39 protein-coding genes and 1 tRNA gene are annotated in these 25,008 nt (G+C 66.5%); 32 read left to right on the forward strand and 8 right to left on the reverse strand.

What is annotated here, in order from left to right:
- Positions 1-66 precede the first annotated feature (66 nt).
- A complete protein-coding gene (locus tag RDV84_RS23185) occupies positions 67-351 on the reverse strand; it encodes a hypothetical protein (protein ID WP_309151768.1) in 285 nt (94 codons plus the stop codon).
- A gap of 312 nt (positions 352-663) precedes the next feature.
- Here RDV84_RS23185 and RDV84_RS23190 point away from each other — a divergent pair, with 312 nt between their 5' ends.
- Positions 664-894, forward strand: a complete 231-nt coding sequence (locus RDV84_RS23190; protein ID WP_309151769.1) for a hypothetical protein — start codon at positions 664-666, stop codon at positions 892-894.
- A 51-nt stretch (positions 895-945) separates the two neighbouring features.
- Here RDV84_RS23190 and RDV84_RS23195 read toward each other — a convergent pair whose 3' ends face one another.
- Together RDV84_RS23195 and RDV84_RS23200 are read right to left on the reverse strand one after the other, a co-directional pair.
- The gene (locus RDV84_RS23195) at positions 946-1,296 is read right to left on the reverse strand and encodes a hypothetical protein (RefSeq protein ID WP_309151770.1); all 351 of its coding nucleotides are present in this window, start codon (positions 1,294-1,296) and stop codon (positions 946-948) included.
- 31 nt (positions 1,297-1,327) lie between these two features.
- A complete protein-coding gene (locus RDV84_RS23200; protein WP_309151771.1) occupies positions 1,328-1,621 on the reverse strand; it encodes a hypothetical protein in 294 nt (97 codons plus the stop codon).
- Positions 1,622-1,972: 351 nt separating this feature from the next.
- Between RDV84_RS23200 and RDV84_RS23205 the strand changes: the two genes are divergently transcribed.
- Complete coding sequence (locus RDV84_RS23205; protein ID WP_309151772.1) at positions 1,973-2,941, forward strand: SOS response-associated peptidase family protein; 969 nt, start codon at positions 1,973-1,975, stop codon at positions 2,939-2,941.
- On the opposite strand, the gene RDV84_RS23210 is transcribed toward RDV84_RS23205, so the two are convergent.
- The 4 genes from RDV84_RS23210 to RDV84_RS23225 form a co-directional block, all read right to left on the reverse strand.
- Positions 2,938-3,177: a hypothetical protein gene (locus RDV84_RS23210; RefSeq protein WP_309151773.1), complete on the reverse strand. Its 240-nt coding sequence runs from the start codon at positions 3,175-3,177 to the stop codon at positions 2,938-2,940. The genes RDV84_RS23205 and RDV84_RS23210 overlap by 4 nt on opposite strands.
- Positions 3,174-3,554 carry a hypothetical protein gene (locus RDV84_RS23215; protein ID WP_309151774.1) on the reverse strand — a complete coding sequence of 127 codons (381 nt, stop codon included), beginning with the start codon at positions 3,552-3,554 and terminating at the stop codon, positions 3,174-3,176. Before RDV84_RS23215 ends, RDV84_RS23210 begins: the two co-directional genes overlap by 4 nt.
- Before the next feature lie 65 nt (positions 3,555-3,619).
- Positions 3,620-3,943 carry a tail fiber assembly protein gene (locus RDV84_RS23220; RefSeq protein ID WP_309151775.1) on the reverse strand — a complete coding sequence of 108 codons (324 nt, stop codon included), beginning with the start codon at positions 3,941-3,943 and terminating at the stop codon, positions 3,620-3,622.
- A gap of 14 nt (positions 3,944-3,957) precedes the next feature.
- On the reverse strand, positions 3,958-5,028 hold the full coding sequence (locus tag RDV84_RS23225; protein ID WP_309153768.1) for a DUF2793 domain-containing protein: 1,071 nt from the start codon (positions 5,026-5,028) through the stop codon (positions 3,958-3,960).
- On the opposite strand from RDV84_RS23225, the gene RDV84_RS23230 reads away from it, so the two are divergent.
- The 27 genes from RDV84_RS23230 (at position 4,983) to RDV84_RS23360 (ending at position 21,152) form a co-directional block, all read left to right on the forward strand.
- On the forward strand, positions 4,983-5,174 hold the full coding sequence (locus RDV84_RS23230; RefSeq protein WP_309151776.1) for a hypothetical protein: 192 nt from the start codon (positions 4,983-4,985) through the stop codon (positions 5,172-5,174). The genes RDV84_RS23225 and RDV84_RS23230 overlap by 46 nt on opposite strands.
- A complete protein-coding gene (locus RDV84_RS23235) occupies positions 5,167-5,427 on the forward strand; it encodes a hypothetical protein (RefSeq protein ID WP_309151777.1) in 261 nt (86 codons plus the stop codon). The genes RDV84_RS23230 and RDV84_RS23235 overlap by 8 nt, the downstream gene beginning before the upstream one ends.
- 41 nt (positions 5,428-5,468) lie before the next feature.
- Positions 5,469-5,621 carry a hypothetical protein gene (locus RDV84_RS23240; RefSeq protein WP_309151778.1) on the forward strand — a complete coding sequence of 51 codons (153 nt, stop codon included), beginning with the start codon at positions 5,469-5,471 and terminating at the stop codon, positions 5,619-5,621.
- Positions 5,618-5,992, forward strand: coding sequence for a recombination protein NinB (locus RDV84_RS23245; RefSeq protein ID WP_309151779.1), 375 nt, complete (start codon positions 5,618-5,620; stop codon positions 5,990-5,992). Before RDV84_RS23240 ends, RDV84_RS23245 begins: the two co-directional genes overlap by 4 nt.
- Complete coding sequence (locus RDV84_RS23250) at positions 5,989-6,507, forward strand: hypothetical protein (RefSeq protein WP_309151780.1); 519 nt, start codon at positions 5,989-5,991, stop codon at positions 6,505-6,507. The genes RDV84_RS23245 and RDV84_RS23250 overlap by 4 nt, the downstream gene beginning before the upstream one ends.
- The gene (locus tag RDV84_RS23255) at positions 6,504-7,130 is read left to right on the forward strand and encodes a lambda exonuclease family protein (protein WP_309151781.1); all 627 of its coding nucleotides are present in this window, start codon (positions 6,504-6,506) and stop codon (positions 7,128-7,130) included. The genes RDV84_RS23250 and RDV84_RS23255 overlap by 4 nt, the downstream gene beginning before the upstream one ends.
- Positions 7,131-7,132: 2 nt before the next feature.
- On the forward strand, positions 7,133-7,585 hold the full coding sequence (gene ssb, locus RDV84_RS23260; RefSeq protein WP_309151782.1) for a single-stranded DNA-binding protein: 453 nt from the start codon (positions 7,133-7,135) through the stop codon (positions 7,583-7,585).
- A gap of 100 nt (positions 7,586-7,685) precedes the next feature.
- On the forward strand, positions 7,686-7,967 hold the full coding sequence (locus RDV84_RS23265; RefSeq protein ID WP_309151783.1) for a hypothetical protein: 282 nt from the start codon (positions 7,686-7,688) through the stop codon (positions 7,965-7,967).
- Positions 7,968-8,220: 253 nt separating this feature from the next.
- A complete protein-coding gene (locus RDV84_RS23270; protein ID WP_309151784.1) occupies positions 8,221-8,580 on the forward strand; it encodes a hypothetical protein in 360 nt (119 codons plus the stop codon).
- Positions 8,581-8,709: 129 nt separating this feature from the next.
- A complete protein-coding gene (locus RDV84_RS23275; RefSeq protein WP_309151785.1) occupies positions 8,710-9,414 on the forward strand; it encodes a hypothetical protein in 705 nt (234 codons plus the stop codon).
- Between the two features lie 10 nt (positions 9,415-9,424).
- Complete coding sequence (locus RDV84_RS23280; protein WP_309151786.1) at positions 9,425-9,715, forward strand: hypothetical protein; 291 nt, start codon at positions 9,425-9,427, stop codon at positions 9,713-9,715.
- Complete coding sequence (locus RDV84_RS23285) at positions 9,708-9,938, forward strand: hypothetical protein (RefSeq protein WP_309151787.1); 231 nt, start codon at positions 9,708-9,710, stop codon at positions 9,936-9,938. The genes RDV84_RS23280 and RDV84_RS23285 overlap by 8 nt, the downstream gene beginning before the upstream one ends.
- Positions 9,922-10,116, forward strand: coding sequence for a hypothetical protein (locus tag RDV84_RS23290; RefSeq protein ID WP_309151788.1), 195 nt, complete (start codon positions 9,922-9,924; stop codon positions 10,114-10,116). Before RDV84_RS23285 ends, RDV84_RS23290 begins: the two co-directional genes overlap by 17 nt.
- Positions 10,109-11,218: a hypothetical protein gene (locus RDV84_RS23295; RefSeq protein ID WP_309151789.1), complete on the forward strand. Its 1,110-nt coding sequence runs from the start codon at positions 10,109-10,111 to the stop codon at positions 11,216-11,218. Before RDV84_RS23290 ends, RDV84_RS23295 begins: the two co-directional genes overlap by 8 nt.
- Before the next feature lie 93 nt (positions 11,219-11,311).
- Entirely contained in the window at positions 11,312-11,599 is a 288-nt protein-coding gene (locus RDV84_RS23300; RefSeq protein WP_309151790.1) for a hypothetical protein, read from the forward strand.
- Positions 11,600-11,850: 251 nt separating this feature from the next.
- Positions 11,851-12,837 carry a tyrosine-type recombinase/integrase gene (locus tag RDV84_RS23305; protein ID WP_309151791.1) on the forward strand — a complete coding sequence of 329 codons (987 nt, stop codon included), beginning with the start codon at positions 11,851-11,853 and terminating at the stop codon, positions 12,835-12,837.
- A gap of 57 nt (positions 12,838-12,894) precedes the next feature.
- Positions 12,895-12,971 (forward strand) — tRNA-Arg (locus RDV84_RS23310).
- Between the two features lie 98 nt (positions 12,972-13,069).
- Positions 13,070-14,602, forward strand: coding sequence for an L-piperidine-6-carboxylate dehydrogenase (amaB, locus tag RDV84_RS23315; RefSeq protein WP_309151792.1), 1,533 nt, complete (start codon positions 13,070-13,072; stop codon positions 14,600-14,602).
- A gap of 359 nt (positions 14,603-14,961) precedes the next feature.
- A complete protein-coding gene (locus tag RDV84_RS23320) occupies positions 14,962-15,837 on the forward strand; it encodes a hypothetical protein (RefSeq protein ID WP_309151793.1) in 876 nt (291 codons plus the stop codon).
- A 188-nt stretch (positions 15,838-16,025) separates the two neighbouring features.
- On the forward strand, positions 16,026-16,247 hold the full coding sequence (locus tag RDV84_RS23325) for a hypothetical protein (RefSeq protein WP_309151794.1): 222 nt from the start codon (positions 16,026-16,028) through the stop codon (positions 16,245-16,247).
- 127 nt (positions 16,248-16,374) lie between these two features.
- On the forward strand, positions 16,375-16,605 hold the full coding sequence (locus RDV84_RS23330; protein ID WP_057947033.1) for a hypothetical protein: 231 nt from the start codon (positions 16,375-16,377) through the stop codon (positions 16,603-16,605).
- 170 nt (positions 16,606-16,775) lie between these two features.
- Positions 16,776-17,066 carry a DUF4190 domain-containing protein gene (locus RDV84_RS23335; RefSeq protein ID WP_057947032.1) on the forward strand — a complete coding sequence of 97 codons (291 nt, stop codon included), beginning with the start codon at positions 16,776-16,778 and terminating at the stop codon, positions 17,064-17,066.
- Between the two features lie 109 nt (positions 17,067-17,175).
- On the forward strand, positions 17,176-17,415 hold the full coding sequence (locus RDV84_RS23340) for a hypothetical protein (protein ID WP_309151795.1): 240 nt from the start codon (positions 17,176-17,178) through the stop codon (positions 17,413-17,415).
- A gap of 188 nt (positions 17,416-17,603) precedes the next feature.
- On the forward strand, positions 17,604-17,825 hold the full coding sequence (locus RDV84_RS23345) for a hypothetical protein (protein WP_057947030.1): 222 nt from the start codon (positions 17,604-17,606) through the stop codon (positions 17,823-17,825).
- 207 nt (positions 17,826-18,032) lie between these two features.
- Complete coding sequence (locus tag RDV84_RS23350; RefSeq protein ID WP_309151796.1) at positions 18,033-19,094, forward strand: quinone-dependent dihydroorotate dehydrogenase; 1,062 nt, start codon at positions 18,033-18,035, stop codon at positions 19,092-19,094.
- A 94-nt stretch (positions 19,095-19,188) separates the two neighbouring features.
- A complete protein-coding gene (murB, locus tag RDV84_RS23355; protein ID WP_309151797.1) occupies positions 19,189-20,229 on the forward strand; it encodes a UDP-N-acetylmuramate dehydrogenase in 1,041 nt (346 codons plus the stop codon).
- A 35-nt stretch (positions 20,230-20,264) separates the two neighbouring features.
- Complete coding sequence (locus RDV84_RS23360; protein WP_309153769.1) at positions 20,265-21,152, forward strand: DMT family transporter; 888 nt, start codon at positions 20,265-20,267, stop codon at positions 21,150-21,152.
- A 16-nt stretch (positions 21,153-21,168) separates the two neighbouring features.
- Here RDV84_RS23360 and RDV84_RS23365 read toward each other — a convergent pair whose 3' ends face one another.
- Positions 21,169-22,134 carry a S41 family peptidase gene (locus RDV84_RS23365; RefSeq protein WP_309151798.1) on the reverse strand — a complete coding sequence of 322 codons (966 nt, stop codon included), beginning with the start codon at positions 22,132-22,134 and terminating at the stop codon, positions 21,169-21,171.
- 7 nt (positions 22,135-22,141) lie between these two features.
- Here RDV84_RS23365 and RDV84_RS23370 point away from each other — a divergent pair, with 7 nt between their 5' ends.
- The 3 genes from RDV84_RS23370 to RDV84_RS23380 all read left to right on the forward strand — a co-directional run bounded on the left by RDV84_RS23370 (position 22,142) and on the right by RDV84_RS23380 (position 24,769).
- Positions 22,142-22,426, forward strand: coding sequence for a hypothetical protein (locus tag RDV84_RS23370; RefSeq protein ID WP_309151799.1), 285 nt, complete (start codon positions 22,142-22,144; stop codon positions 22,424-22,426).
- 293 nt (positions 22,427-22,719) lie between these two features.
- On the forward strand, positions 22,720-24,123 hold the full coding sequence (locus RDV84_RS23375) for a pectin acetylesterase-family hydrolase (RefSeq protein WP_078997383.1): 1,404 nt from the start codon (positions 22,720-22,722) through the stop codon (positions 24,121-24,123).
- Between the two features lie 13 nt (positions 24,124-24,136).
- Positions 24,137-24,769: a hypothetical protein gene (locus RDV84_RS23380; protein ID WP_139381925.1), complete on the forward strand. Its 633-nt coding sequence runs from the start codon at positions 24,137-24,139 to the stop codon at positions 24,767-24,769.
- The last annotated feature ends 239 nt before the right edge of the window (positions 24,770-25,008 follow it).

Consider the following 25,008-nt stretch of genomic DNA (forward strand, 5'->3'; position numbering starts at 1 on the left):
GTGGCAGGACTGTCTGTCGCTTAGGACGCGACTGACCCGCATTCGTCCCTTGCGATCCAACGCAATTCATCCATCGTGGCCGCCAAAGCCTGAAGCCCAAGCCAACCCACCAATCCGCGGCCCCAGTTCCAGCCGCCAGATCGATCCCTTCGAACGATGCCGAGCCGCCCACGAGCCGCCCATTGGCCCCTCAACGTGCAGCAGGCGGCGGCGCACCAGCCGGCCAGGATTGCCCCATTCGTCAGCCTCGCGCTCTTCCTCGATGACGGCCACGGCCTCGCCGGGCTCGTAGACACCAGGCGTGGCGGTGGACCGGAGTCGGCAGGGGTAGCGGGAGTGGCAGATCAGCATAGCAGGCTCACGAACTATTGCGGGGCTAGCCCTTTGACCTTGGCGTACACAAACAAGCCCCCGAGCAAGATAACGCCGAACTGCGCCGCCCTAGCAATCCAGCGGTTGCGCTCGCGTCGCGTCATCCTGCCGCAGCGCTCGCAGTGCGTGTCGCGCTTCAGTTGCATGTAGCCACAGTGATCACATGAAATGGTTCGGTAGCGAGGCATGGCCGGGCATCGTCGAATTCAGAGCCATAGCGTCGCGCTGGGCAGTCGCACAGGCTGAGACACTTAGCGCTACGATCAGCCTGAGCCACTTGGACGCCGTGCTATGCCCCTCTCAATTCGCCGCGCAAAGGCCCGTGCAGCCGAGCTCCGCGACGCCCTGGAGATCGGCGAGACGTGGGACGCCTCCGACACCGAGCGGGCGTTCAACTTCAAGAAGCGCTGGGACGACCTGGTCGCACAGGCGCCGCGCGGGACGCGGAAGCACTACGAGATGCTTGGCGCGCTGATCGCCGAAGAGTCGCCCACGCTCAAGCGGCTGGTGTGGCCGACGTGACCAACAAAAAGCCCCGCAATGCGGGGCTCTTCGTTCGACAATCTCAAATCGTCATGCGCGCTTGAGTTGAGGCTCTTCCACTTCCTCGCAGTGTTCCTGCTCGGCATTCAGCTCACTCAGCGTGGATGTCAATTTAGAGCGCACCATGCTGCGGAACTCCGCATTCGCAAAGCGCATGAGCACCCGACGAATCAGAGGTTGATATCCCAGCCCTTCCTTCTCCGCAATCAGCTTGAGATCGTCGAGCAGCCCGCGGGGCAGACGAATCGAGATCATCTGAAGGGCAAGAGCGTCGTCTACTTCGCGATCCAAACTCGCGGGCGCAGGCACGGCATGGTCAGCGGAAAGGCCAAGCGTTCCGTCTTCCCACTGGCATTCGAGGCTCTTTTTGGAGGTGGACATGATCATGCTCCTTAGGACTTAAGCACCATTGTTAGCCCGCGTGTCTTTCGCAGAGCTCAAGGTACAGAGTGTCCGAGCCATCCGTTGGCTCGTACGCGGTTTTGATTGCGAAATAATCGACATGACGGACGAAAACCACCTTAAGCTTCCGCCCGGTATCGGTGTCGGCCACGAACCAATAGGTTGGCGGGTTGGTGATGTTGCCCGCCCTCGTGTCTTCGAAGAACTTCCCGGTTCGATTGGCGAAACATTCGGCGATCTCATCGCTCGTCACGCTGTGGCGAGTCCGGAGCTTCTCAGCGACTCCCGGCGAGATCTTGAACATCGCAATCCATGCGTTTCGACGTGGAGCGCAGTGTATATACAGCGGCGGCGTATATACAAGTGGCCTATGTCTATAAAACGAACCTTGGCTTCGAAGCGGTCAAGCCCTCCTCTTCAAGATTTTCCACTTAAGATTCAGTGCCTTACAGTTCGAAAGTATGATCCTCCAGCGTCTCATAGCCTAAGAGCGCCTAAACGGCAACCTCGTGAACGGTCGTTCGAGGCAGGCAAAAGGCTCGGAACCTGAACGAGTTGACTGATTTCGAATGGCGCATCAGCCAGAGGCTGAGCGTGACAGCCCTAACTCAAGGGCCTCCAGCGTTAGGATTGCAACTTCAGCCGGGGCCAAGCCATGTGCTACTCAGCAAAGGTCCGCGCGGAGTACCGTGCGTACGTCAAAGAGTTCGGGGCAGTTCTGACCCTGGACGAGTACGTCCGGGAGTACTGGGAGCAGTTCGGTGACGAGTGGATTCCCAAGCTCCCTCAGGCCATCCGAGCTTGGTTCGACACCCCTGAGACGCCAGAGCAGGCGGAGCTTCGGGAGGCGATAACGGCCTGGAAGGGGCGCACGATCGCCAAGACCGAACAGGATCTGTTCGCCCAGGTGAAGCGCAAGGCCGATGCCGAGCGCGCGCTTCAGACCAAGACCACGAAGAAGGCGCAGGAGGACCTGCGCATCTCGACCAACAAGATCGGCCAGTTCAAGACGAAGCTCGACGACCTGAAACGCTCGGAGCTGAAGCCGCGGGACGCGCGGATCTACCCGGGCACCCTAGTGCCGGTGATCGTGTGGGAGGACGGCCGGCGCGTGATCCGCTTCATGCGCTACCAGTGCCGGCTGCCTGGGTGGACCGAGGCCATCGAGCGCAAGTTTCCGGGCACCTACAACGCCCGTCGGGACAAGCTCGAATCGTCCTGGGCGAAGCTGTTCGGCTACCGGCACGGGATCATCCTGGCCGACGCTTTCTACGAGCACGTGCTCCGCCACAACCTTGAGCAGCGGCCGCTCGGCGCCGGCGAGGCCGAGGAGGACGTGGTGCTGGAGTTCAAGCCCCGCGGGATCGGCACGATGGCCGTCGCCTGCCTCTGGAACTCGTCGCCGGTCCCCGGGCGCCCTGACCTACTCTCCTTCGCGGCCATCACGGACGAGCCGCCGCCGGAGGTCGCCGAGGCCGGCCACGACCGCTGCATCATCCCGATCAAGCGGGAGAACATCGACGCCTGGCTGCAGCCGAATGCGAAGGACCTCGCAGCCAGCTACGCCATCCTGGACGATCGCGAGCGGCCCTACTACGAGCACGAGATCGCGGCCGCGGCCTAAGTTTGGATCTCGTCGCCAGTGATCAGGCCGGCCTCGGACAGGATGGCGTTCTGGAACAGGAAGGCGTTGTCGTAGGCCTCGTCCGAGATCCGGCCAGCGTCATCTAGGATCGGGTCGACGATCTCCGCGTAGGCACACCAGAACGACTCACCGGGGTGCCGCTCTTGCAGCTCAGGCAGGCGGTGACGAACCTCCGCCAAGCGCAGCGCAATGGCGTCGTAGGCAGTTCCGGTCATGGGCTCACTCGATAGGGGTTGTTGGCTCGACGCTCACGCTGATAGGCGTCTACCTCATCCCTGATGGCCGGGGCGTACTTGCGCACCCAGCCAACGACATAGTCCACGCTGCGATCGAAGGTCTTGGTCCAGATATGGTGCCTACGCTCGATGCCCTCCCGGTGGGTGCCAATATGGGCCACCCAGCCGGTTCCGGTGACAAGCGGCGACACCAGGGCCACGCGCTGGCTCTGATACCAGATACCAGCCTGATTCGCGGTCCTCTGGTAGTCGTACAAAGGACCGCCCCAGACCAGCGATTCCGGCAGAGCCGGCAAGCCATCTAGGTCGGCAGGCGACCAGCCGCGGATTCCGAGGGGTGGTAGTTGCGTGACCATCGGCACGCATTCTGCGCGCGTGCGTCGCAGAAGTTGAGACCAGCCGTCGGCCGAGGCTGAACGCTTCAGGGCGCTCTTGCGGCCGCCGCTCCCTCGCCAAGCACCGGCGGCTGCGGCCACTCGACGTCTGGGAAGCCAGGCAGGTCCGGCAGGTTGCGCAGTTGGGTTCGGTAGCCGGCCCAGGCCAGGCGCTCGGCCGCGGAGAGCGGCGAGTCCGGCATCTGGGTCCAATCCGAGTCGCGCAGGCGCGCCGAGCGCATGCGGCGCGCCTCGATGCTGCGCAGGGTGTCGAGCAGCGGCGGCGGGATCTCAAGCGCGAAGGTCTCGCCGGGCCCGACCTCGTCGGGGCGGTTGATGGCTCGGTAGCTGCTGTCGGTGATGGCGTACATGGGCGGTTGTCCTCTCAGCGGGCTATCGCATAGCCGTAAATGTCGACGTAGACGCCATTGGCCGGCGCGACGGCGTAGTAGTAGTCGATGGCCTGGTTCGTGTCCGACGGGAACACGACCACCTGGCCGGAATTGGGACCGCCCGGTGCAATGCCGATCACGCCGCCCGAGGGCTGCGAGGGGTTGCCCAGGTTGACGAACACCGTCGTGTCGCTGTTGACCACCTGCAGGACCGCGAACGTCGCCGTCACCGGAAGGCCGGCGCTGAGCGAGATGCTGGTTCGCGTGGTCGCCTTCCCGTTCGAGATCGGCCGCAGCCCGTTGGTCGACGGCTGCACGCTGTACCAGAAGGTGCCCAGGGTGTCGTACTGGAACGGCAGAATCTGGCTCGATGCATTGGTCTTGAAGCTGAAGAGGTATCGCCGCGAGGTGTCGCCGGTCTTGCTGCGCGCCGAGCCGCTGTAAGGCGCAGCCGGGGCCGTAATCACCACCTCAATGTCCGGAGTCGAGCCGTTGAGGTAGGCGTACACGTGATACCACGTGCTGGCGCTGAGGGTGAGCGAGCTCTTGGTCACCGCGGCCGCGTACGCGACCACGCCGGCCTGACCCTCGACATAGCACTCGCCGCTGGACACGGAGATGCTGGCCGCGCCGACGTAGCTCGGCCGCATGCCGTCGATGTGCCCCTTTGAGGTGGAGCCGCTGGTGGACGTGAACACGATCCAGGCCGTGCCGTTCCAGCGCTTCATCTGGGTCGCGTTCTTGTCCCAGATGAGCCAGGCGTTAGTGCCGGGAATGAAGTAGAACCAGACATTGGCGCTGGTGCACAACGCAAGCTGATTCGCCCGACCGGTCCAGATGCCGGTCGGCGTGGTGCCGATCAACCACATTTTGCCGACGTCGACGGTCGTAGTGGTGGGCGGGGTGTTCAACGCCTGCTCCACCACCGCCTGGCCAAGCGCGGCGAGGGCCTGCAGAGATGCATTGACGGGGATATTCCCCTGCAGCGCCCCATCGGGCCAGTAAGTAAGCCGGGGCCGTGGATGTGCTGCCCGAGCACTTCGCCGATCTTCTCGCTTTCGCAGAGTCGGCGCTCGATTACGTCGATGCCGCTGCGGCGGCCGAGCGCGAGCGCCACCGCGTAAACGGTGCGCCGCACAGCCTAGTCGTCGCGCAGACAGTCGCAGACGGCCTGCGCGCTGCTATCGCGGAGGCTCGCCGCCATGACTGAGCCCACTGTGGATGTGCTCAAGCAGCTTCAGGCGACACGCGTGGAGTTGTGCGCTGCGCTCAAAGACGACAGCGTCACCTACGACGAGATCGAGCGCCATCCGGCGATCAGGCGCCTGGACGCGACCATTGTTGTTGTGGCCGAGCTGATCGAGGCGCTGCAGGACTGTGTCGAGGCACAGCAGCCGATGGCGCAGATGCATGCAACGGAGCGCGCCCGCGCCGCCCTCGCCCGCGTCGGGGGTGCGAAGTGAGCACCCAATTCCAAACTTGGACGTGGAAGGACTGTGCCGCGATGTCAGCCGCCTATGCGTTGGTTGGCAGCCTTGCAGCGATGGTGATCTGGCCGACGCCTGCGGTCGTCTTCGGCGCAACTCTGTTCACTTGCGTGGTGCTAATCGTCGCGTTTGTGGTTGGTGCTGCACTGGAGCCGGGAGCGCACCTGTGAACTTGCACGAGGGCGTTACCAAGGCGCAGCTGAAGATGCTCAACGCCATCTGTGGCGACCTGTCGCGTCAAGTCATCTGGCACGGTGCTCGGCTGGACAAGGACGACTACCGCCACATGTTGAGCGGTACTGCAGCCGGCTGGCGTCCTGTGCCGATGATCGATCAAGGAGATGGCCGCTTTGGCGCAATTCTCCTCGGCAGCAGCAGTCTGAAGCTGACCAAGCAGCAGGCGCAGGACGCGATAACCATGGGCCTCGCCATCGGCGATGACCCGTCATCCCAGGGCCTCAAGGCGCAGCCAGTTCGCTGGTCGGATGCGGTGCTGCTGGGTCTCGGGCAAAACCCTAACGACTTGAGAGACGTGGCATGAACGCCGAAAAGAGCACTCACTATCGCAAGGTGTTCGACTCCCCCTACTTGAGTTCGATGGATGTTGTTGAGCCGATAGACCTAACCATCGAGCGGGTTACTCAAGAGTCGGACAAGACGAAGAAATCTAAGGACACATTCAACACGGCCTACTTTGCGGAGAAGTTCATTCGTCAAGGCGAAAAGCTCAAGCCGATGATTCTGAACGCCACGAACAGCAAGATGATGGCCAAGTTGGCCGATTCCCCTTTCATCGAGGACTGGGCTGGCATCCGCATTCGGGTCTATGTCGAGAAGGGAATCAAGTTCGGGCGCGACACCGTGGACGGCCTGAGAATCCTACCCGCACCGGAACGAAAGTGGATCACGCCCGATAGCCGGATGTGGGAGGCGGCAAAAGCCGCATATGTGCGGGACGGCAATCTAGCCAAAGTTCTCGCAAAGGCGGACATGAGCGACGAGCACATTGAGCAGCTCAAGCGAGAGTGCGCGCCTCCTGAGGAGGATGCCGCATGAAGTGGCACGACGTGGAACAGAACACCCCGGAATGGGACGCGCTGCGACTGGGCAAGGCAACGGCATCTAACTACGGGAAGTTCATGGCGAACTATGACCAAGCATTCGGCGAGCCGGCGAAGAGCTATGCCCTGCAGATCGCCCTGGAACGAGTCACCGGAAACAAGGCCGAGTACAGCTTTCGAAATGAGGACATGGAGCGGGGGCATGAGCAGGAGCCCATCGCCCGGATGCTCTATGAGGAAGTCCAATTCGCGGATGTCGCGCGTGGCGGATTCTTTGACTGGGGCGACTACGGTGATTCGCCTGATGGCCTCATCGACGATGACGGCGTGATTGAAATCAAGTGCGTTATAGCGTCCACCCATCGAGCCAATATCCGCCGCGGCAAGCCAGACCCGGCCTACAAGTGGCAGATCGTGGGCCATCTGGATGGCACTGGCCGCCAATGGGTTGACTTCGTTAGCTACTGCTCTGACTACCCCGAACACAAGCAGCTTGCCGTGTTCCGCACCTACCGATCCGAGGTGGAGGCCGAGCTGGCGCAACTTTCCGAGCGGCGTGACCGATTCCTTGAGCTGGTCCGCGCCGAAGTCGAACACCTCAAGCAGAAGGCGGCCTAACCATGGCACGTGGCATAAACCGAGTAACCCTTGTTGGCAATTTGGGCAATGACCCGGAAACCAAGCACACGGCCGGCGGCATGTGCGTCTGCACGATCAGCCTGGCCACCACCAGCGTCCGCAAGGACCGCGACGGCAACAACCAGGAACGCACCGAGTGGCACCGGGTGAAGCTGTTCGGCAAGCTCGGCGAGATCGCCGGCGAGTACCTGCGCAAGGGGCGCCAGGTCTACATCGAAGGCTCGATCCGCTACGACAAGTTCACGGGCCAGGACGGCGTCGAAAAATACTTCACCGACATCATCGCCGACGAGATGCAGATGTTGGGCGGGGGCGACGGTGAGCGTACTACCCGAAGCACTCCGCCAGCCCGCAGCAAGAGCGAGCGCCCCGAACCCGTCAACGGCAATCACCAAGAGCCGGACGACTTCGCGGACGACGACATCCCGTTCTAAGCAGCCGGCGGCACCGAACGCCACCACGACCTCCCCCAAGGCGCTTCGCCGCCGGCAGCCACCACACAGGACGCGTGCTCGGCACGCCCAAGGACTTCGAATGACCGCCCCCGACCGCTACGCCGTCCGCTACATCGAGGCCGACGGCAGCCACACCCAGGGCCCCGACTGCAAGAACTGGGGCTGCGCCGTGCTGACGATCTTCGGGCTCGACAGCCGGCCGCTTGACGCAATCGTGATCAACGGCACCGCGCACCTGCTGCGCGAGCCCGTGCCGGCGATGGCCTACCTGCTGCAGCACCGCGCCGTCGCCGAGGGGATGGTGGCGGCTGTCGATGCGCAAGCCACCCATACCCCGGTGCAGCAGAAGGAGGGGGTGTGATGGGCCACCACTGTCACGCGAACTTCTGCAACACGCCATGCCGACCTGAACACCTGATGTGCCCTAAACACTGGGCGATGGTGCCCGGCGCAGCGAAGACCGCCGTGTGCAGCCATTACCGGCCCGGCCAGTGCCAAGACGGCCAGCCCTCGCAGGAGTGGTTTGACGCCGCGCATCTCGCTATCGCTCACGTCGCGAAGCAGGAAGGAAAGCCGATGAGCAAGCGCCAGCGTCAACTTCTGGAGCCCCGCCCATGACCGCCCACGACAAAGCGCGGCCGGTGGTCCGATTTTCGCTCGATCAGGACGGTCTCGGCGTGTACGAGGATCCGACTGGCGACTACGTACTCTTCGAAGACTACGAAGCGCTCGAAGTCCTGCGCGCGGGGGTGGAGAGGTTGCGGGCGAAGGCCGACGAGCACAGAGACGGACGCCTTGCTGCGCTTGAGCAAGCAGCCGCGGCCGAGGCCAGGGTGTCGCGAGTCGAAGAACTTGCCGCCAGCCTCACCTATTCCGGCAAATGGGCCAACGCAGACAACGAAGATCAAACGAAGCACGTGTGCGCCGAGTTGATCCGCGCCGCCCTCAACGACCAAGGACAAGGCAATGGATAAGACCAAGCCGCGCCAGATTCCGGCGCCGGGCAAGTATTGCTTGCGCTACGGACACGGGCTCTGCCCTGAGTGTCGCAACGGATTCCCCCAATGATGCCAGTGCGGCCCGAACAACAAGAAGAGGAAGCCATGAACAGCGAAAGCCTGCGGGGGTTGGTGGAGGGTATGCGCGAGAGCGCTAACGCCGCCCGTTCGGCTGGCCATGACCTCGCCTATAGCTACATGCGCGAACAGGTGAAGAAATTCGAATCCCTCCTCAACCAGGCGCCAGCGGTCGGGCAAGCGGCGGAGGGGTGGGTGGTGGTGCCGAGGGAGCCGACCGAGGAGATGAAGGTCTCGGCGCTGCACCGGCTCAATCCCCTGGGCGCCTTGGTCGATTGGAGCCACGACAGCGACGAAGGCGCTACGCGCCCGGATGTCACCGAGTGCTGGACGGCCATGCTCTCCGCCGCGCCCGCTGCGCCGGTGGCTGCGGTCTACGCCGTCCCGACCGGCGACACCAGCGAGAGCGGCGACGAGACCTACACGCTGCACGACGCGCCGGTGCCGATGGCGGACAACGTCAGGGTGGCCGCTGCGCCGGCGGTGGAGGTCGATGAGGCGAGAGACGAAGCAATCGACTCGATCCTTTGGGAGCTTGAAAGTTGGGGCAAGGCGTACCCGATTGACATGTTCCCCGAGCCCGACCCCAACGACCTGAAGTGGCTCCATGCCACGAAGCAGGGGCTTTGCGGCCAGATATCGGCATCAATGGGCAGGCACATTTCAGGACTTATCGCGAAGGACTTGGCAGCCCTCGCCGCGGCGCTAGGGCGGGAGGTGGGCCGTGGGTGAGTCACCGTGGATGCCGATCAGCACCGCGCCGAAGGACGGAACCGAGATTCTGGTGTGCGAGTTCATAGGCACCGATCAGCCGTTCGTGTGCATCGCGGCATGGGTAAAGCCCGAACATGAGCATTCGGAGGCGGGATGGTGGGGCGCCGTTGCGGCCTACCGGCACGAAGATTCGATTCCTCACCGCTGGAAGATGATCGCGATCACTCCCGGCTGCTGGCAGCCACTGCCAGAGCCGGAGGAAGGACGAAAACTCCGTCGCCGATATGCGCAAATTCTCCGGAGTAACCGCCATGACTAAGCCTACGGATCGCGCGATTGCGCAGGCGTTCCGCGATTGGTGCGCCGAATCGCCGCGCTGGCAGGCGATAAATCCGGTGCAAGAATTTGTCCAGTTCCGCGCCCGCGATATCGACGCCAAATCAGCCTGTGGCGGCTGCGGCAACTCAGACCCGGAGAAGCGCTGCATCGGTTGCGGTCACCCCTTCTATGCGATGGAGAACAGCCATGAACGACCGTTCTAAGCTGCATCACTTCTGGTGGCGCGTCCGGTTGGTCCGCTATCTGATCCGTTACCGCTACTACGGCCTGCTCGACCTGAACGAGGCATGGGCCGCCAGCGGCGATGAGCCGTGGGCCGACTACTACGACTCGGAAACGCACCCGCACGACGCAGTGATCGAGGACTTGAGCTATGCGTGACCTGCGAGCCCTCATCGCCAACGACTCTCACGCGGCGACGTTCCAGTCGCTCGGCCAGTACCGAACGGCACTCCTGCGCGAGATCGACGCAGCAGCGCCGGAGGGCGCGCAGGGGGCGGTGGAGTGGCAAGTACGCAGGACCGGCCTTACTCGATCCGCAACGCAGGATCTGTGGGGCTGGGAACCCTGTACCAAGGAGCTGTACGAGGCGACGCTGCGCACCGGGCGTTACGCCGGCTTCGACAACGGGCAGCCGTGCGAGGTCCGCGCGCTCTACACCACCCCGCACCAGCCCACGGAAGCGGCGCTCGCCCCAAGTACAATTTCCAGGAACTCAGAAGAGGTCGGACGCCATGGATACCAAGGTCAATGCAATTGCGGCCGCAATCAAGGAAGCGCAAGCACAGGGCCTCATCCCGAAGCAGTCTCTACCGGAGGACGAGTACCTGAAGTTTTGGGCGGCATGGCAGGCGGTGATCGAGGCAGCGTTCAAGGCGTCGGGAACGGCAATCCCCTGGTAAGCCAGGAAGCGGCGCGGGACCGGACTCCGGCTGACTATGCCATTGAGCATGGCGGGTACCTGGCCAATTCCGCGAGCCGCCTTCTTGAGGCCCGCAATGATCTCGACGCCCTGGTGCTTCGCCGCGAGCAAGGCGAGGAAGTTGATGACTACGACATGCACGTCGCTGAGGAATGCGTGGCTGAAGCCAGCAGCGACCTGCGTAGCACGATCTACGAGTTTGAGAAGCGCCGTGACCGCGCCATTGCCCGGCCTACGAAAGCGGCCTTCGTTTGCACGGGCGATCAAATTCGCTGTCTCGATGGGAATGGTTGCGAATGCGAGTTGGCCGGGCGCAAGCCGGTCACCGACTCGGCGCGGGATCGCGAGGATGCGGAGCGGTATCGGTGGCTGCGGCAGAACTGCGGATATAGCGGGAGCGGACCGCACAATGGCGCCCAGGTAATCGTCTACTACGCCGATGCAGGCGATGGCAGGCACGGCATCGCATACACAGGGCCAAGTGATCGCATTGGAACCATGGCGCTCGACTCCGCCATCGACGCCGCGCGGGGCGCGGGCGGGGGTGGCAGCCATGCGTGAACTCCCAATCCTCTTCAGCGCCCCGATGGTGCGCGCCAACCCGTGGGTGTGGGTGATCTCGTTTCGGCGGGTGGATGCCGGGAATGGGGGTGGATGATGGCCAAGATTTACGTGATCACTGCTGATGCCGAGTACGAGACCCGCACGCCGATCTGCGCGTTCTCAGAGCGGGAGGGCGCGGACATCTTCCTTCAGCGCATCCGCGCGCACGACGAATCCTACGAACCGCCGCCGCATGACACGGGGGATGAGGATGCAGACCAAGCGGCCTACGAAAGATGGGAGCGCCGCCTGAAGCGGCTAGCCAAGAAACACCCGGCCGGCGAGACATGGGCCCACTACCGGACCGACTTCAGCATCACCGAGGTCGAGCTCGCATGAACGCCCGCCACCTGACCGAGCGCCGCGAGCCGGCGAACACTAACGAGGAGAGGGGCGATGGGGGCGGCTGAGAACCTTCACCTGGAAGGAAAGGACTGGTTCACCGAGCCCGAGGCCGCTGCCTATTGCGGCGTGTGTGTCTCGACGCTTCGCGAGGGCTACAGGGCGCAGGGCATCAAGCCGCGGCGATTTCTCGGAAAGAAGCTCTACTCCCGACTCGAACTCAACGACGCGATTCGAAACTCCCCCGCATGGCAAACGTCAAACAACGCGGCAACGCCTGGCAGCTCAGCTGGAGCGAGGGCGGTCGTCAATACCGACGCTCTCTCGGCCCGATTACAGCCGGTGAGGCTGCGAAAATTTGTTCCGCGAAAGAAGCCGAGTTGACGCATGGTGTTCGCATCATCGCGAAACTGCCGACGCTGCAGGACTTCATGACTGCGTACACGGAATGGTATGTCGCCTCTCACCCGACGACGAAGGCGCAGTTCCGATCCGAGATCAAGCAGCTTTTAGAGCGCTTTGGGCACCGTCAAATTGACTCGATCCGGCCAACAGAGATTGAGCAGTGGAAGGCGGACCGACTCAAGGTCCGGGCGCGGGAAACGGTCGGGAAGGAGTTGCGCCGCTTTCGAGCTGCGTTGAACTGCGGCATTCAGTGGGAGGAGATCGACTGCAATCCGTTCGCCAAGGTATCGGCCCCGCGGGGCACGCGTTCGGTGGCTGTAAAGTTCTATACCGCAGCGCAGGTGCGGATGCTACACAAGAAGGCTGACCGCGGCGCGCTGTGGTTGCTGATGGCCTGTACTGGCCTACGGCGTGGCGAGGCCGTCAAGGCCAGCAAGAGCCGCGACGTGGTGCGCGTCGGCAAGCAGTGGCGGCTTCGGATCGAGTCCACACCAGACGAGTCGGGCGAAGGGCGGACCAAATCGGGCAAGTGGCGGGAAGTGCCGCTGAACGCCCGGGCCCTGGAAGCCCTGGCGGCGCTTCCGGACCGGATCGCAGAGTGCCACCCCGATACGCTGTCGGACTGGTTTGCCGCGGACGCCAAGGCGCTGAAACTCGGCGGCACCCTGCACCGGCTGCGGCACACCTTCTGCGCCCACCTGGTCATGGCCGGGGTGCCGCTACGACGGGTACAATTATTGGCCGGCCATGCCGACTACAAGACCACAGAGATCTATGCCCATTTGGCGCCCGAAGGGGCCAAGGGCGCTGTGGATAAGCTCCGGTTCTAGCACGCGGCTAGCACAGCAATTTGGAGTGGCTGACCTAAGTATCTGATTTTAAAAGCCGGCCCCGTAGCTCAGCTGGATAGAGCATCCCCCTCCTAAGGGGAAGGTCACACGTTCGAATCGTGTCGGGGTCGCCATCTTTCGGCGCCGCGCGCCGCCGCCAGGCCCGCTCGCCGCCCACCCAGTTCAATCCGCTCGCCACGCCCCCGGCGTGCCACCACATGGAGCTTTCGGTATGACCCACCCCGTTCTCGCCGCCCTGGGACTCAAAGACAACGAGTCCGGCACCTACCTCGGCCACGGCGAATGGTCCAAGACCGCCGACGCCGGCGTGCTGGAACCCGTCAATCCCACCGACGGCGAAGTGCTCGCGCGCGTGCAGGCGTCCTCGCAGAGCGACTACGACACCATCGTCGAGCGCGCCCAGGCCGCCTTCGCGGTGTGGCGCACCACCCCGGCGCCGCGCCGCGGCGAAGCGATCCGCCTGTGCAGCGACGCGCTGCGCAAGCACAAGGACGCGCTGGGTTCGCTGGTCGCGCTGGAGATGGGCAAGTCCAAGCCGGAAGGCGACGGCGAAGTGCAGGAAATGATCGACATCGGCGACTTCGCCGTCGGCCTGTCGCGCCAGCTCTACGGCCTGACCATGCACTCCGAGCGTCCGGGCCACCGCATGTACGAGCAGTGGCACCCGCTCGGCATCGTCGGCATCATCTCGGCGTTCAACTTCCCGGTCGCGGTGTGGGCCTGGAACAGCTTCATCGCGGCGATCTGCGGCGACATCTCGATCTGGAAGCCCTCGCCGAAGACCCCGCTGTCGGCGATCGCGTCGATGAAGATCTGCAACGAGGCGCTGCGCGCCGGCGGCTTCCCCGACCTGTTCTTCCTGTTCAACGACGCCGGCACCGAGCTGGCCTCGAACTTCGTCGACGACAAGCGCATCGGCCTGGTCAGCTTCACCGGCTCGACCAAGGTCGGCCGCGCCGTGGGCGAGCGCGTCGCCCGCCGCATGGGCCGTTCGCTGCTGGAACTCGGCGGCAACAACGCGATCATCGTCGACGCCAGCGCCGACCTGAAGCTGGCGATCCCGGCGATCGCGTTCGGCGCGGTCGGCACCGCCGGCCAGCGCTGCACCACCACCCGCCGCCTGTTCGTGCACGAGTCGATCCATGACGACGTGCTGGCCAAGCTGGTCGCCGCGTACAAGCAGGTCGAGAAGAAGATCGGCGACCCGACCGACCCGGCCAACCTGATGGGCCCGCTCAACAGCCAGGACGGCGTGCAGGCCTACCTCGACGCGATCGCCAAGGCCAAGGCCTCCGGCGGCAAGGTCGAGACCGGCGGCGAACGCATCGACCGCAAGGGCAACTTCGTGCTGCCGGCCATCGTCACTGGCCTCACCAACGACGCCGAAGTCGTGCAGACCGAGACCTTCGCGCCGATCCTGTACGTGATGAAGTTCAGCAAGCTCGAAGACGCCATCGCGCTGCAGAACGACGTGCCGCAGGGCCTGTCCTCGTCGATCTTCACCGCCAACCTCAAGGCCGCCGAGGCGTTCCTGTCGGCGGCCGGCTCGGACTGCGGCATCGCCAACGTCAACATCGGCACTTCCGGCGCCGAGATCGGCGGCGCGTTCGGCGGCGAGAAGGAGACCGGCGGCGGCCGCGAATCGGGTTCGGACGCGTGGCGCGCCTACATGCGCCGCCAGACCAACACGATCAACTACTCCGACGCGCTGCCGCTGGCCCAGGGCATCAAGTTCGACCTGTAAGACGAAGCGGCGGATGGGGCCCTGCCTCGCTCCGCCGCAAGGTCCGTCGCCGCCGGGGTGTACTCCGGCGGCGATGGATATCCGGGTCCGTCCCATCGTTGCAAGCGAACGGGTGCGGACTGCGCGCATGCCATAGCGGCCTCTTCGCGACCCGGCTCAAGACGTGCCGGCTCAAGACGTGATTGCGGCCGCGCCAGAGCCGCCGGCAAGACGGCTGCGTGCTGGCCGGTTAGAACGACATCGAGAGGGAGTCCGGCTTTCGCCGGAACGACGGCCGGCAAGCTCCGCGGCGTACTGGCTGACGCCAGGCGCCGATCGTGGAGTCGAGGGATTTCGACCGCGCGTCGCGATCGAGGAGCATGAAGATCGGCATCCAGGAAAACGATCCGCCGCCGCCCCAACGCGAGGACGCGCTGTTCGCGATCGAAGGCGTGCTCGATCTACTGTGGGTCGAAGACGAGCCGGATCGGCTGCTGTCGCGAATCGCACGACAACCTGTCGCCGGCGCTGACGCCCAGGCCCGCGACGCCGCGGCGATAGAGCAAGCCGCGGACGGCATCGAACGCGCGCTGTATTTCGCCGAAGACCTGCAGTACTTCGCCGGCCTCATCGACGGCCGGCCGGTGTGCGGCCAATTCGCCGGCGCCGACAAGCTCAAGCCGGGCCATCGGGTGAAAGCCGCGGTTTCGCGCAGCGGCAACGCGCTGCGCGCGCACGCGATACTCGACCCGCAGCAAGGCTGGCTGTGGATACACCATCCGCGCGGCAGCGCGGCGGATGCGAAAGCCGAGCGCAAACTCGCGCTGCGGCTGTTTTGTTGCAGCTACGTCGGCTCGGCCTTGCTCTGCGCGCTGGCGTATTGGGCCCAGGGCCTGCCGCTGACCGCACTGGCGCAAGCGCAGTCGTGGCTACTGATCGGCAACGCGATCGTGTTCGGCGCCATGGCCCTGTCGGCCGATTACCGGATGGACCGGCCTTCGCCATCGAAAAACGGGCCGCTGCGCCTGCTCGGGTTCGCCGATCCGCATCGGGTCGATCTGTCCCGGTACCGGATCGGCGATGTGGAAATGCGCAAGCACTTGGGCTTCATCCGCGCGAACCGGCAGGCGCTGCGCAGTGGACGCATGCAAGCGGTCGAGACTCCGGAACTGCTGCGCCAATCCAGCGAGCGCCACCGCGACGTGTACGACTACCGCCAGGCGGTCGCCGACGGCAAGGCGGCGGTGAAGCGCTGAGCGCCGTCCGCGCCGGGGCCGCGGGCGATGGCCGCAAGACCGCTCGGTCGAGCAGCAGGCCGATCCGATCCGGCTTGCCGCCGCGCATGAGCCGACGGTCGCAAACCCCGGCGCCGTCGCTTGACCGGCTCCGGTGAGCTGCCTAGCGTGATTTCGCCAGAAGGACTGGCGACACATGAGGGAAGCTTGTGGACACGCGGAACCGTCGCATCCGCCCGCGCCTGCTCGCCTTCGCCGCGGCCGCGTTCGGCCTGGGCGCCGCGCTCGCCGCCACTCCGCGCTGCGAGCAGTGCATCGCCGGCTACTACGACTGCCGCGCCGCCGGTTTCGACTACGACTCCTGCCGCAACGACTTGATGTTCTGCCAGCGCGCCAACCACTGCCCGATGGTGGAGCCGCCGGAAATCTGATCGTTCGTGCGGCGAAAACGCCGCCGCGCCGTCTTCGCAGACCGCGACGCCTGTTGCGTTTGTGCAGGGCGCAGGCGGCCTAGCATGGGCGGGCCAGATGGACTGGCGACACATGAAGGAGGGTCTTGTGAACACACGGAACCGTAGCATCCGCCTGCGCCTGGGCGCGTTCGCGCTGGCCGCGTTCGGCTTCGCCGCGACGATGACCGCGACCGCCGCCGGGTTCGGCTGCGATCACTGCTTGCCCGAGTACTACGGCTGCCGCGACGCCGGCGGCGACTACGACAGCTGCGTCAACGCGTTCTGGCAGTGCCAGACGTCCAACGGCTGCATGATCAGCCTGCCGCCGGAGTACTGATCCGGCGCGTGCGTCGGACGTCGATGTCCAGGCCCGCGGGCGCGAGTCCGCGGGCTTTTTCGTCGCCGCCGCGCCGGCCCCGCGCCGGCCCCGCGCCGGCCCGATCCTGGCCCGCGCGCAGCCCGGGCCGTATGCTGTGACCGATTTCACTCAAGCGAAGGAACGTCCGCATGCAAGTCCCCGCCCGGGAAACCAATGTCCTGGCCATTCTCAGCCTCATCGCCGGCATCCTCGGCTGGACCCTGCTGCCGGTCCTCGGCAGCCTCGCCGCGATCGTCACCGGCCACATCGCGCGCGGGCAGATCCGCCGCGAACCCCAACGCTACGACGGCGCCGGCCTCGCCATCGGCGGCCTGATCCTGGGCTGGTCGTCGGTGATCATCGCGGTGCTGACGGTGGTGGTGATCGTGTTGTTCTTCGGCGGCATCGCCGCGCTGCTGGCGTTCTCCGGCCAGCACTGAGCGCGCCCGCGGCGCGAAAGGCGTGCTGCGGCGCAGCTTGCCGCGTGCCGGCCGGCGCCACTAGCGTGGCCCGGCCAGATGGACTGGCGCCACGCATAGGACGCACCCCATGGAACTGCGCTTGTTGAAGGCCGGCCGCCGCCGCGCCCACCTGGCGGCGCTCGCCGCCGCCGTGTTCGGTTTCGCCGCTTCGCTCGCAGCGACCGCCGCGGTCGATCGCTGCCACCAGTGCTACACCGACCTGTTGCTGCCGTGCCAGGCCAACACGCCCAACGCCACGCCGAGCTGCTGGGTGCAGTACCGCGCCTGTCTCACCGCCAACCGCTGCCAGATCGTCATCGAGCCCTGAGCCGCGCCGCGGCCGCGGACGACCCGCCTCTCGTTTGCCCCGCTGCGTTCGCCGGAGCGGGCGCCGTGCGGGCGGGTCCGCGCCGCGCCGCCGCATGCTCGCGCGCGTCGCCACGACGGCCCGGCCACGATCCCGGCCGCCGCGGCGTTCGCGCTTCGCCACCCGACCACCCGCCCGGAGAAACCCCAATGAGCTTGCGCAAGCCCACCGCCCTGGCCGCCCTGGCCGTCGCCGTTTTCGGATTCGCCGCTTCGCTGACCGCCTCGGCCCAGATCGACCAATGCGAGCGTTGCCGCGTGGTCTGGGAGGACTGCCTGCTGCACGCCGAGAACCAGGCGCAGACCCAGGCCTGCGACCGCGCTTACGGCCAGTGCATGAGCCCGATCGACTGCCCGGCGCCGGAAGCCTGAGCCTCGCCGCGCCGGCCGCGGCCGGCGCGGTTCCCGCGCGGGCGCCGCCCGCCGGGTACGGCCGCAACGCAGCCGTTGCGGCGGTCGCCGCGGCCGATCCGCCGCCACGCCCACGATCTGCGTACGAACCGTTCGCTCGCGCTCGCCCGGGCGGTATCGATTGGGCGATAATCGGCGTTCCCCGTCCGAGCGGCCCGCAACGAACTCGTGTATAGCCTCGCCCGCCCCTTTTTGTTCGGACTGGATGCCGAACGAGCCCACGGCCTCGGCCTCTCCGCGCTGGAAACGGCTTATCGCAGCGGCCTCAATCCGCTGGTGGCGCGCGCGCCCAAGCCGCTGCCGACCAAGGTGCTGGGCCTGAGTTTTCCCAACCCGGTCGGCCTGGCCGCCGGCCTGGACAAGAACGGCGCCCACATCGACGCCCTGCTGGCGCTGGGTTTCGGCTTCGTCGAGATCGGCACCGTGACCCCGCGCGCGCAGCAGGGCAATCCGCGTCCGCGCATGTTCCGCCTGCCCGAGCAGCAAGCGGTGATCAACCGCCTGGGCTTCAACAACGAAGGCGTCGACGCGCTGGTGCGCAACGTGTCCAAGGCGCGCCGCCGCGGCGGCGGCCTGCTCGGCATCAACATCGGCAAGAACAAGGACACCCCCAACGACCAGGCCGAGCGCGATTACCTGCACTGCCTGGAACGGGTCTATCCGCTGGCCGACTACATCACCGTCAACATCTCCTCGCCCAACACCGCGGGCCTGCGCGAATTGCAGGAAGAGCAGTCGCTGCGCCGGCTGATCGGCAACCTGCGCGAGGCGCAGGAAACGTTCGCCGCGCGCGAGGGCCGGCGCGTGCCGATGCTGGTCAAGATCGCCCCGGACCTGTCCGACGACGACATCGAGGCCGCCAGCCGGGTGCTGGCCGAGCTGCGGGTCGACGGCGTGATCGCCACCAACACCACGGTCGCGCGCGAAGGCGTGGAACGCAGCGCGCACGCGGGCGAGGCCGGCGGGCTGTCGGGCCGGCCGCTGATGGCCCAGGCCACCGCGGTGCTGCGGCGGATGCGCACGCGCCTGCCCGAGCACATTCCCATGATCGGCGTCGGCGGCATCCTCAGCGGCGCCGACGCGGTCACCAAGATGGCCGCCGGCGCGAGCCTGGTGCAGGTCTATTCGGGCCTGGTCTACCGCGGCCCGGCGCTGATCGGCGAATGCGTCGACGCGATCCGCCGGCGCAAGGAAGCCCCCAGCCGCGGCCACGTGCCGCCGCAGATTTGAATCGGCGCGAGCCCGCGCCGAACCGCCACCGCCCGAGCCCGCAGCGAGCCGCCGTCATTCCGCTTTCCGCCCCCAACCTGAAGTCCGCGCGCGCATGAGCCCGAACGTCCGCATCGTGCGCGATGCGCCGCTGCAAACCCGCAATACCTTCGGCGTCGCCGCGCGCGCGCCGTGGCTGGTGTCGGTCGACGACGCCCGTGCCCTGCCCGAGGCGCTGGCCGCGCCGCCGCTGCGCGAAGGCCTCGCCCTGGCCATCGGCGGCGGCAGCAACCTGCTGTTCGCCGGCGATCCCGACGGCGCGGTGCTCGAACTCAGCGGCCGCCGGGTGCGGGTGCTGGACGACGACGGCGAACGCGCGATCCTGCGCGCCGATGCCGGCGTGCCCTGGCACGGGCTGGTGATGCAGTCGCTGGAGCAAGGCTACGCCGGGCTCGAGAACCTGGCGCTGATCCCGGGCACCGTCGGCGCCTGCCCGATCCAGAACATCGGCGCCTACGGCGTGGAAGTGCGCGAGTTCGTGCATGCGGTCGAGGCCTACGAGCCGGGCACCGGCCAGTGGCACCGCTTCGACAACGCCGCCTGCGCCTTCGGCTACCGCGACAGCCGGTTCAAGCGCGAGGCCGACCGCTACCTGATCGCCGCGGTCGAATTCGCATTGCCGCGCCACGCCGCGCCCAAGCTCGACTACGCCGGCATCGGCGAGGAACTGGCCGCGCGCGGGGTGAGCGCGCCGACGCCGCGCGACGTCGCCGACGCGGTCGTCGCCATCCGCCGGCGCAAGCTGCCCGACCCGGCCGTGCTCGGCAACGCCGGCAGTTTCTTCAAGAACCCGATCGTGCCGGCGGCGCAGGCGCAGGCGCTGCTGGCGCAATACCCGTCGATGCCGGCGTTCCGCGGCGACAGCGAAGCCACGCGCAAGCTCTCGGCCGCCTGGCTGATCGACGGCTGCGGCTGGAAGGGCCACCGCGACGGCGACGCCGGCGTGTCCGCCGCGCACGCGCTGGTGCTGGTCAACCACGGCGGCGCCAGCGGCGCGCTACTGCTCGACCTCGCCCGCCGCATCGCCGACTCGGTGCGCGAGCGCTTCGGGGTGGCGATCGAACCCGAACCGCGCATCGTCGGCGCGCGCTGGTGAGCGCGGGCGCGCCCGCCGCCTCCACCACCCAGCCGATGCGCGCCGCCGGCCTGATGCTGGCGAGCACGCTGAGCTTCGGCATCATGGCCATCGCCATCCGCCTGGCCTCGCAATCGCTGCACACCTTCGAAGTCGCGTTCTTCCGCAACCTGTTCGGGCTGATGGCGGTGCTGCCGCTGCTGCTGAGCGCGCGCCGCGCCGAACTGCGCACGCGCCAGTTGCCCAAGTATTTCGTGCGCTGCGCGATCGGCATGGTGTCGATGCTGTGCGGGTTCTGGGCGATCGGCCACCTGCCGCTGGCGCAGGCGATCTCGCTGACCTACTCCACTCCGATCTTCGTCACCATCGCCGCGGCGCTGTTCCTGCACGAACAGGTGCGCGCGCGGCGCTGGGCGGCGGTCGCCGCCGGCTTCCTCGGCGTGCTGGTGATCGTGCGTCCGGGCTCGACCGAGTTCTCGGTCGACAGCCTCGCCGCGCTGGCCGCGGCGGTGCTCGGCGGGGTGATCTCGATCCAGATCAAGCAACTGTCCCGGATCGACTCGGCCAACACCATCGTCCTGTACACCTACGCGTTCTGGGTGCCGATGTCGCTGATTCCCGCGCTGTTCGTGTGGCAGTGGCCGCACGGCGTCGCCTGGGTCTGGATCGTCGCCGCCGGCGTGTTCGGCACCGGCGGCCAGGTGCTGTGGACGCATGCGCTCAAGCTCGGCGAAGTCTCGGCGCTGACGCCGATCAGCTTCGTGCAGTTGCCGCTGGTGTCGGTCGCCGGCTGGCTGTGGTTCCACGAGACGCTGGACCGCTACACGGTGATCGGCGCAGCGATCATCCTCGGCTCGAACGCGTACATCGCCCATCGCGAGGCGCTGCTGGCGCGCAAGAAGGCATCGGCGGCGGCCACCGCGGGGGCGGCGCCGGGCGAATAGGCGCCGCCGCGCGCGCTCAAGGAGCGCCGGCGGCGGACTTGCGGGCCAGATCCTGGCGCACGAACGCCAGCGCTTCCTGCACCCGGTCGTCGGACTTCAACACGACGTCGGGCACCACGCCCACGCCTTCGATGCTCCTGCCGGAGCGGGTCCGGATCTCGCAGTTCGGGATATAGGCGAAGTAGTCGTCGGTGGCGATCTGCGCGACCGGATTGCCCGCGCCCGCGGTGGTCGTGCCCAGGACGGTGGCCCGTCCGCTGTCCTGGCCGATCAGCGCGAAGTACTCGGCGGCCGAGCCGGTTTTCTCCGACACCAGGATGTAGACCGGGGTCTGGTAGAACTTGGGCGCCGGCGAATAGTGATAAGGCACCTCGCCGTTCTTCCAGGCCGTCTCGCCCTTGCACTTCTTCTGCAGCAACCCCTGATAGGCCTCGTCCTGGAAAAGATGCTGGTAGACGAAGCCGTTGGCGCGGCCGTCGCCGCCGCCGTCGCGGCTGATGTCGAACACCAGCGCCTTGACGCCGCTGAGGAAATGCAGCGCCGCGGTGATCTTGGCGAAGGCGGCGTCGTCGGCGACGTGCTGGGTCCACTTCACGTAGCCGATCTGGCCCGGAAGGATGCGCACTTCGACCCAACCGCCGTTCGCGTCGGCGGGCAGCGCCGGCGCCGGCGCCGTGGCCGTTGGCGGGACGGCCGCGGCGGTACCGGCCGGCTTCGGAATGCCCACGTAGAAATGCTTGTCGTGGCTGCGGTTGCGCAGCGCCTGGGTCAGTTGCCTGGCCTGGTCGGCCGGAACGGCCTGCACGAATTCCGGGGACTTGCCCGTCTCGCGCGCCGCCTTGCACAGGGCCTTGGCCTTGACCGGATCGAAGTAGATCTTCTCCAGCGCGCCGCAGACGAAGTCCGGCAGGCTTTCGCGATCGGGCGGCGCCGCGAGGGAATCGAGCGGGAGGCACATCGCTGCGAGGACGAGGGCGAGCAAGGACGCTTTGTCGACGATCATGGCGCAACGGGCGGTGGAAAGGCGGCGATTATATCGACGCGCCAACAGCGCACCAATGAGCAAAAAGTCATCTAAAAATCACCTACTGGCACGTAATTTCAGCACTCTTTTTACGCATTATTTCTTCGACTGCGACGGCGTTCCTCGCATGGCCGCCGACGCTCTCCGGCGCCAGCTAGATTCGCTACGCGCCAGCATCGACCCGGCCTGCACCCAAGCCGCGGCCGCAGGCGGCGCCGCGCGGATTCTCGACGTCACAACGCGCGCTTGACCGCGGGCACATCGACGCATTCATCGAACCCGGTCACATGTTGCAGCGCACGACCGCTCACCCGGCGGACCCGGTTGCGTGACCGCTATCGGGGCAAAAACGGCCACCCGCGGCCACATTCGCGGCCAATCTGGTCCACGGTCGAAAAACCCCGCCGGCGCCGATTGACCCGTCATCTCCCCACCGTTATCCAGACGCAGCAGTACGGAGAGGAACCGGCCGCGCGCACGCCCTAGCACGCGCCGGATGCGCGTTTCGCTCTGCCTTCATGACGATCACAGGAGAGAGAGTTCATGGCCGCATTGAGCCGTTACGTCGCCGTCGCCCTGATGGGCGGCGCCGTCGCGTTTTCCAGCCTGCCTTCGCAGGCCGAACAGGGCGATTACGGGTTCTTCCAGACCCTGAAGAACCTGGTGTCCCCGCCCAAGCCCGACAACAAGGTGCAGCCCAAGCAGCGCACCGGCCAGTACCCGCTGCTGAGCGCCGACGCGGGCCGCGCCAGCGGCTTCGACCCCGGCGCCTATTACCAGTGGCAGACCGTGCAGCTGCCGGCCGAGACCGGCGCCATCTGCGGCAACGGTTCGCCGTACAAGATCTTCGTCAACCGCGTTCCCGACACCACCAACACCATCATCTACATGGAAGGCGGCGGCGCGTGCTGGGATTACGCCAGCTGCACCGGCGCCACCGGCGTGCGCGGCGCGCGCAATCCCAACGGCGTGCCCGACGACTACATGAAGCTGCTCAATCCCGGCGCCAGCCTGGTCAGCCCGTTCGTGACCCGCGTGAGCCCGTTCGACGCGGTCAAGACCCAGGGCTGGAACATGGTCTACGTGCCGTACTGCACCGGCGACATCTACAGCGGCGACAAGGTCGCGGTGTACGACGATCCGAGCGGGCAGAAGCCGCCGCTGGTGTGGCACCACAACGGCCTGCGCAACACCCGCGCGATCATCGCCTGGCTCAAGGACAACCTGCCGCGCCCGGGCCAGATGCTCAACACCGGCTGCAGCGCCGGCGGCGCCGGCAGCCTGATCTCCTACGACACTTTCCGCACCGACGTCGCGCCGACCCAGGGCTTCCTGATCGACGACTCCGGCCCGATCTTCCCGACCCCGAAGAACGCCAACCCGGCCGAGTATCCCTCGCAGCCGCTGATGACCAAGATCCGCGACGTGTGGGGCCTGGACGCGCCCAACGGCCCGCTGGCCTTCCTCGCCGCCGGCCTGCCGCAGATGGACCTCAACGAACTGGGTTCGATCTACCCGGCGCTGTCGAGCAAGCACACCGGCGACCGCCTCGGCCACACCCACTTCTGGCAGGACCTGAACTACTCGTCGTACTCGTACGAGCGTTTCCACGACGACATCGCCCAGGCGCCGAACCAGGCGGCCAAGGAAGCGCTGATCCACGCCAAGTGGGGCACCGACACCCAGCGCCTGTCCGCGCGCCTCAACGGCCTGGACAACTTCGGCGGCTACTTCCCGCAGTACCGCGCGCTCAACGAAAGCCACTGCACCACCATCGTCGACTTCAAGAACGGCGACGTGCAGGCGCAGAACCTGGAACTGAAGAACTTCATCGACTCGGTGCTCGACGGCAACGGCAAGGTGCTCGACGCCAGCGAAACCAGCGATGCGGCCGACAAGGCCAAGCCCTTCAACTTCCTGTACTGGCTGGTGGACCAGCTGATCTGACCGGCGACGCGGCATGAAGCGAAACACTCTCATGCTGGGCCTGGCCCTGACCGCCGCGGCGCTCGCCGCGGCGGTCAGCCTGGGCTCGTGGCCGTTTTCCGCCAGCCGCGCCGCAGCGACCGCGCAGGCCGGCGGCGACGCCGGCGCCGCGTCCGCTGCGGAAGCAGGCTCCGGCGTGCACGCGATGCTCGCCACGCCGCAAGGCCGGCGCTTCCAGCAACGCCGGCAGTTCCAGGACGAGGCCAAGCGCTTCTTCCGCGACGCCGCCGCGCTGGGGCCGGCCGAACGCGAGCGGCGGGCGCAGGCCTTGCAGGCGCAGATCGACCGCTACGAGCAGGCCGACGAACTGTCGGCCGGCGAGACCATGCTGCTGCGCGTGGGCCTGATCCGCGCCACCGTGCCCGACGAAGCGCGCCAGGCGCTGCTGGTGCAGCAACTGGCGCAGCGCTACCGCAGCCAGGCCGCGCAGCACGAACAGGCCTTCGTCGAGCAGCAGGCGCGCGATCCGAAGTTCCAGGCCTACAAACGCAGCGAAGCGCGGATCGTCGCCGAAACGATGGCGATGCAGCAGATTCCGGGCGGGTTGACCCGCGACGAATACCTGCGCCAGCGCTTGCAGGCCGAACGCGAGCGGATCTACCGCTGAACCTTGCGGGAGGGTTTGCCGGCTCGATGCATTGAACCTGCAGGCCCGCCTTCGGGCCCGACGGGCTGAATCTGTGGGAGGGCCTTCAGGCCCGACGCTCTTCGCTCAGATCGCGATGACCTGAGCGAAGAGCGTCGGGCCTGAAGGCCCTTCCACTGAGCAACACCGTGCCGCAGCGAAAGCCCCATCCACGGCTAGCAAGCCGCCGCCCGGAAGCCTTTCGCGCACTCCGCCGCGAC

The sequence above is a fragment of the Lysobacter yananisis genome (assembly GCF_031199375.1).
GTDB lineage: Bacteria > Pseudomonadota > Gammaproteobacteria > Xanthomonadales > Xanthomonadaceae > Lysobacter > Lysobacter yananisis.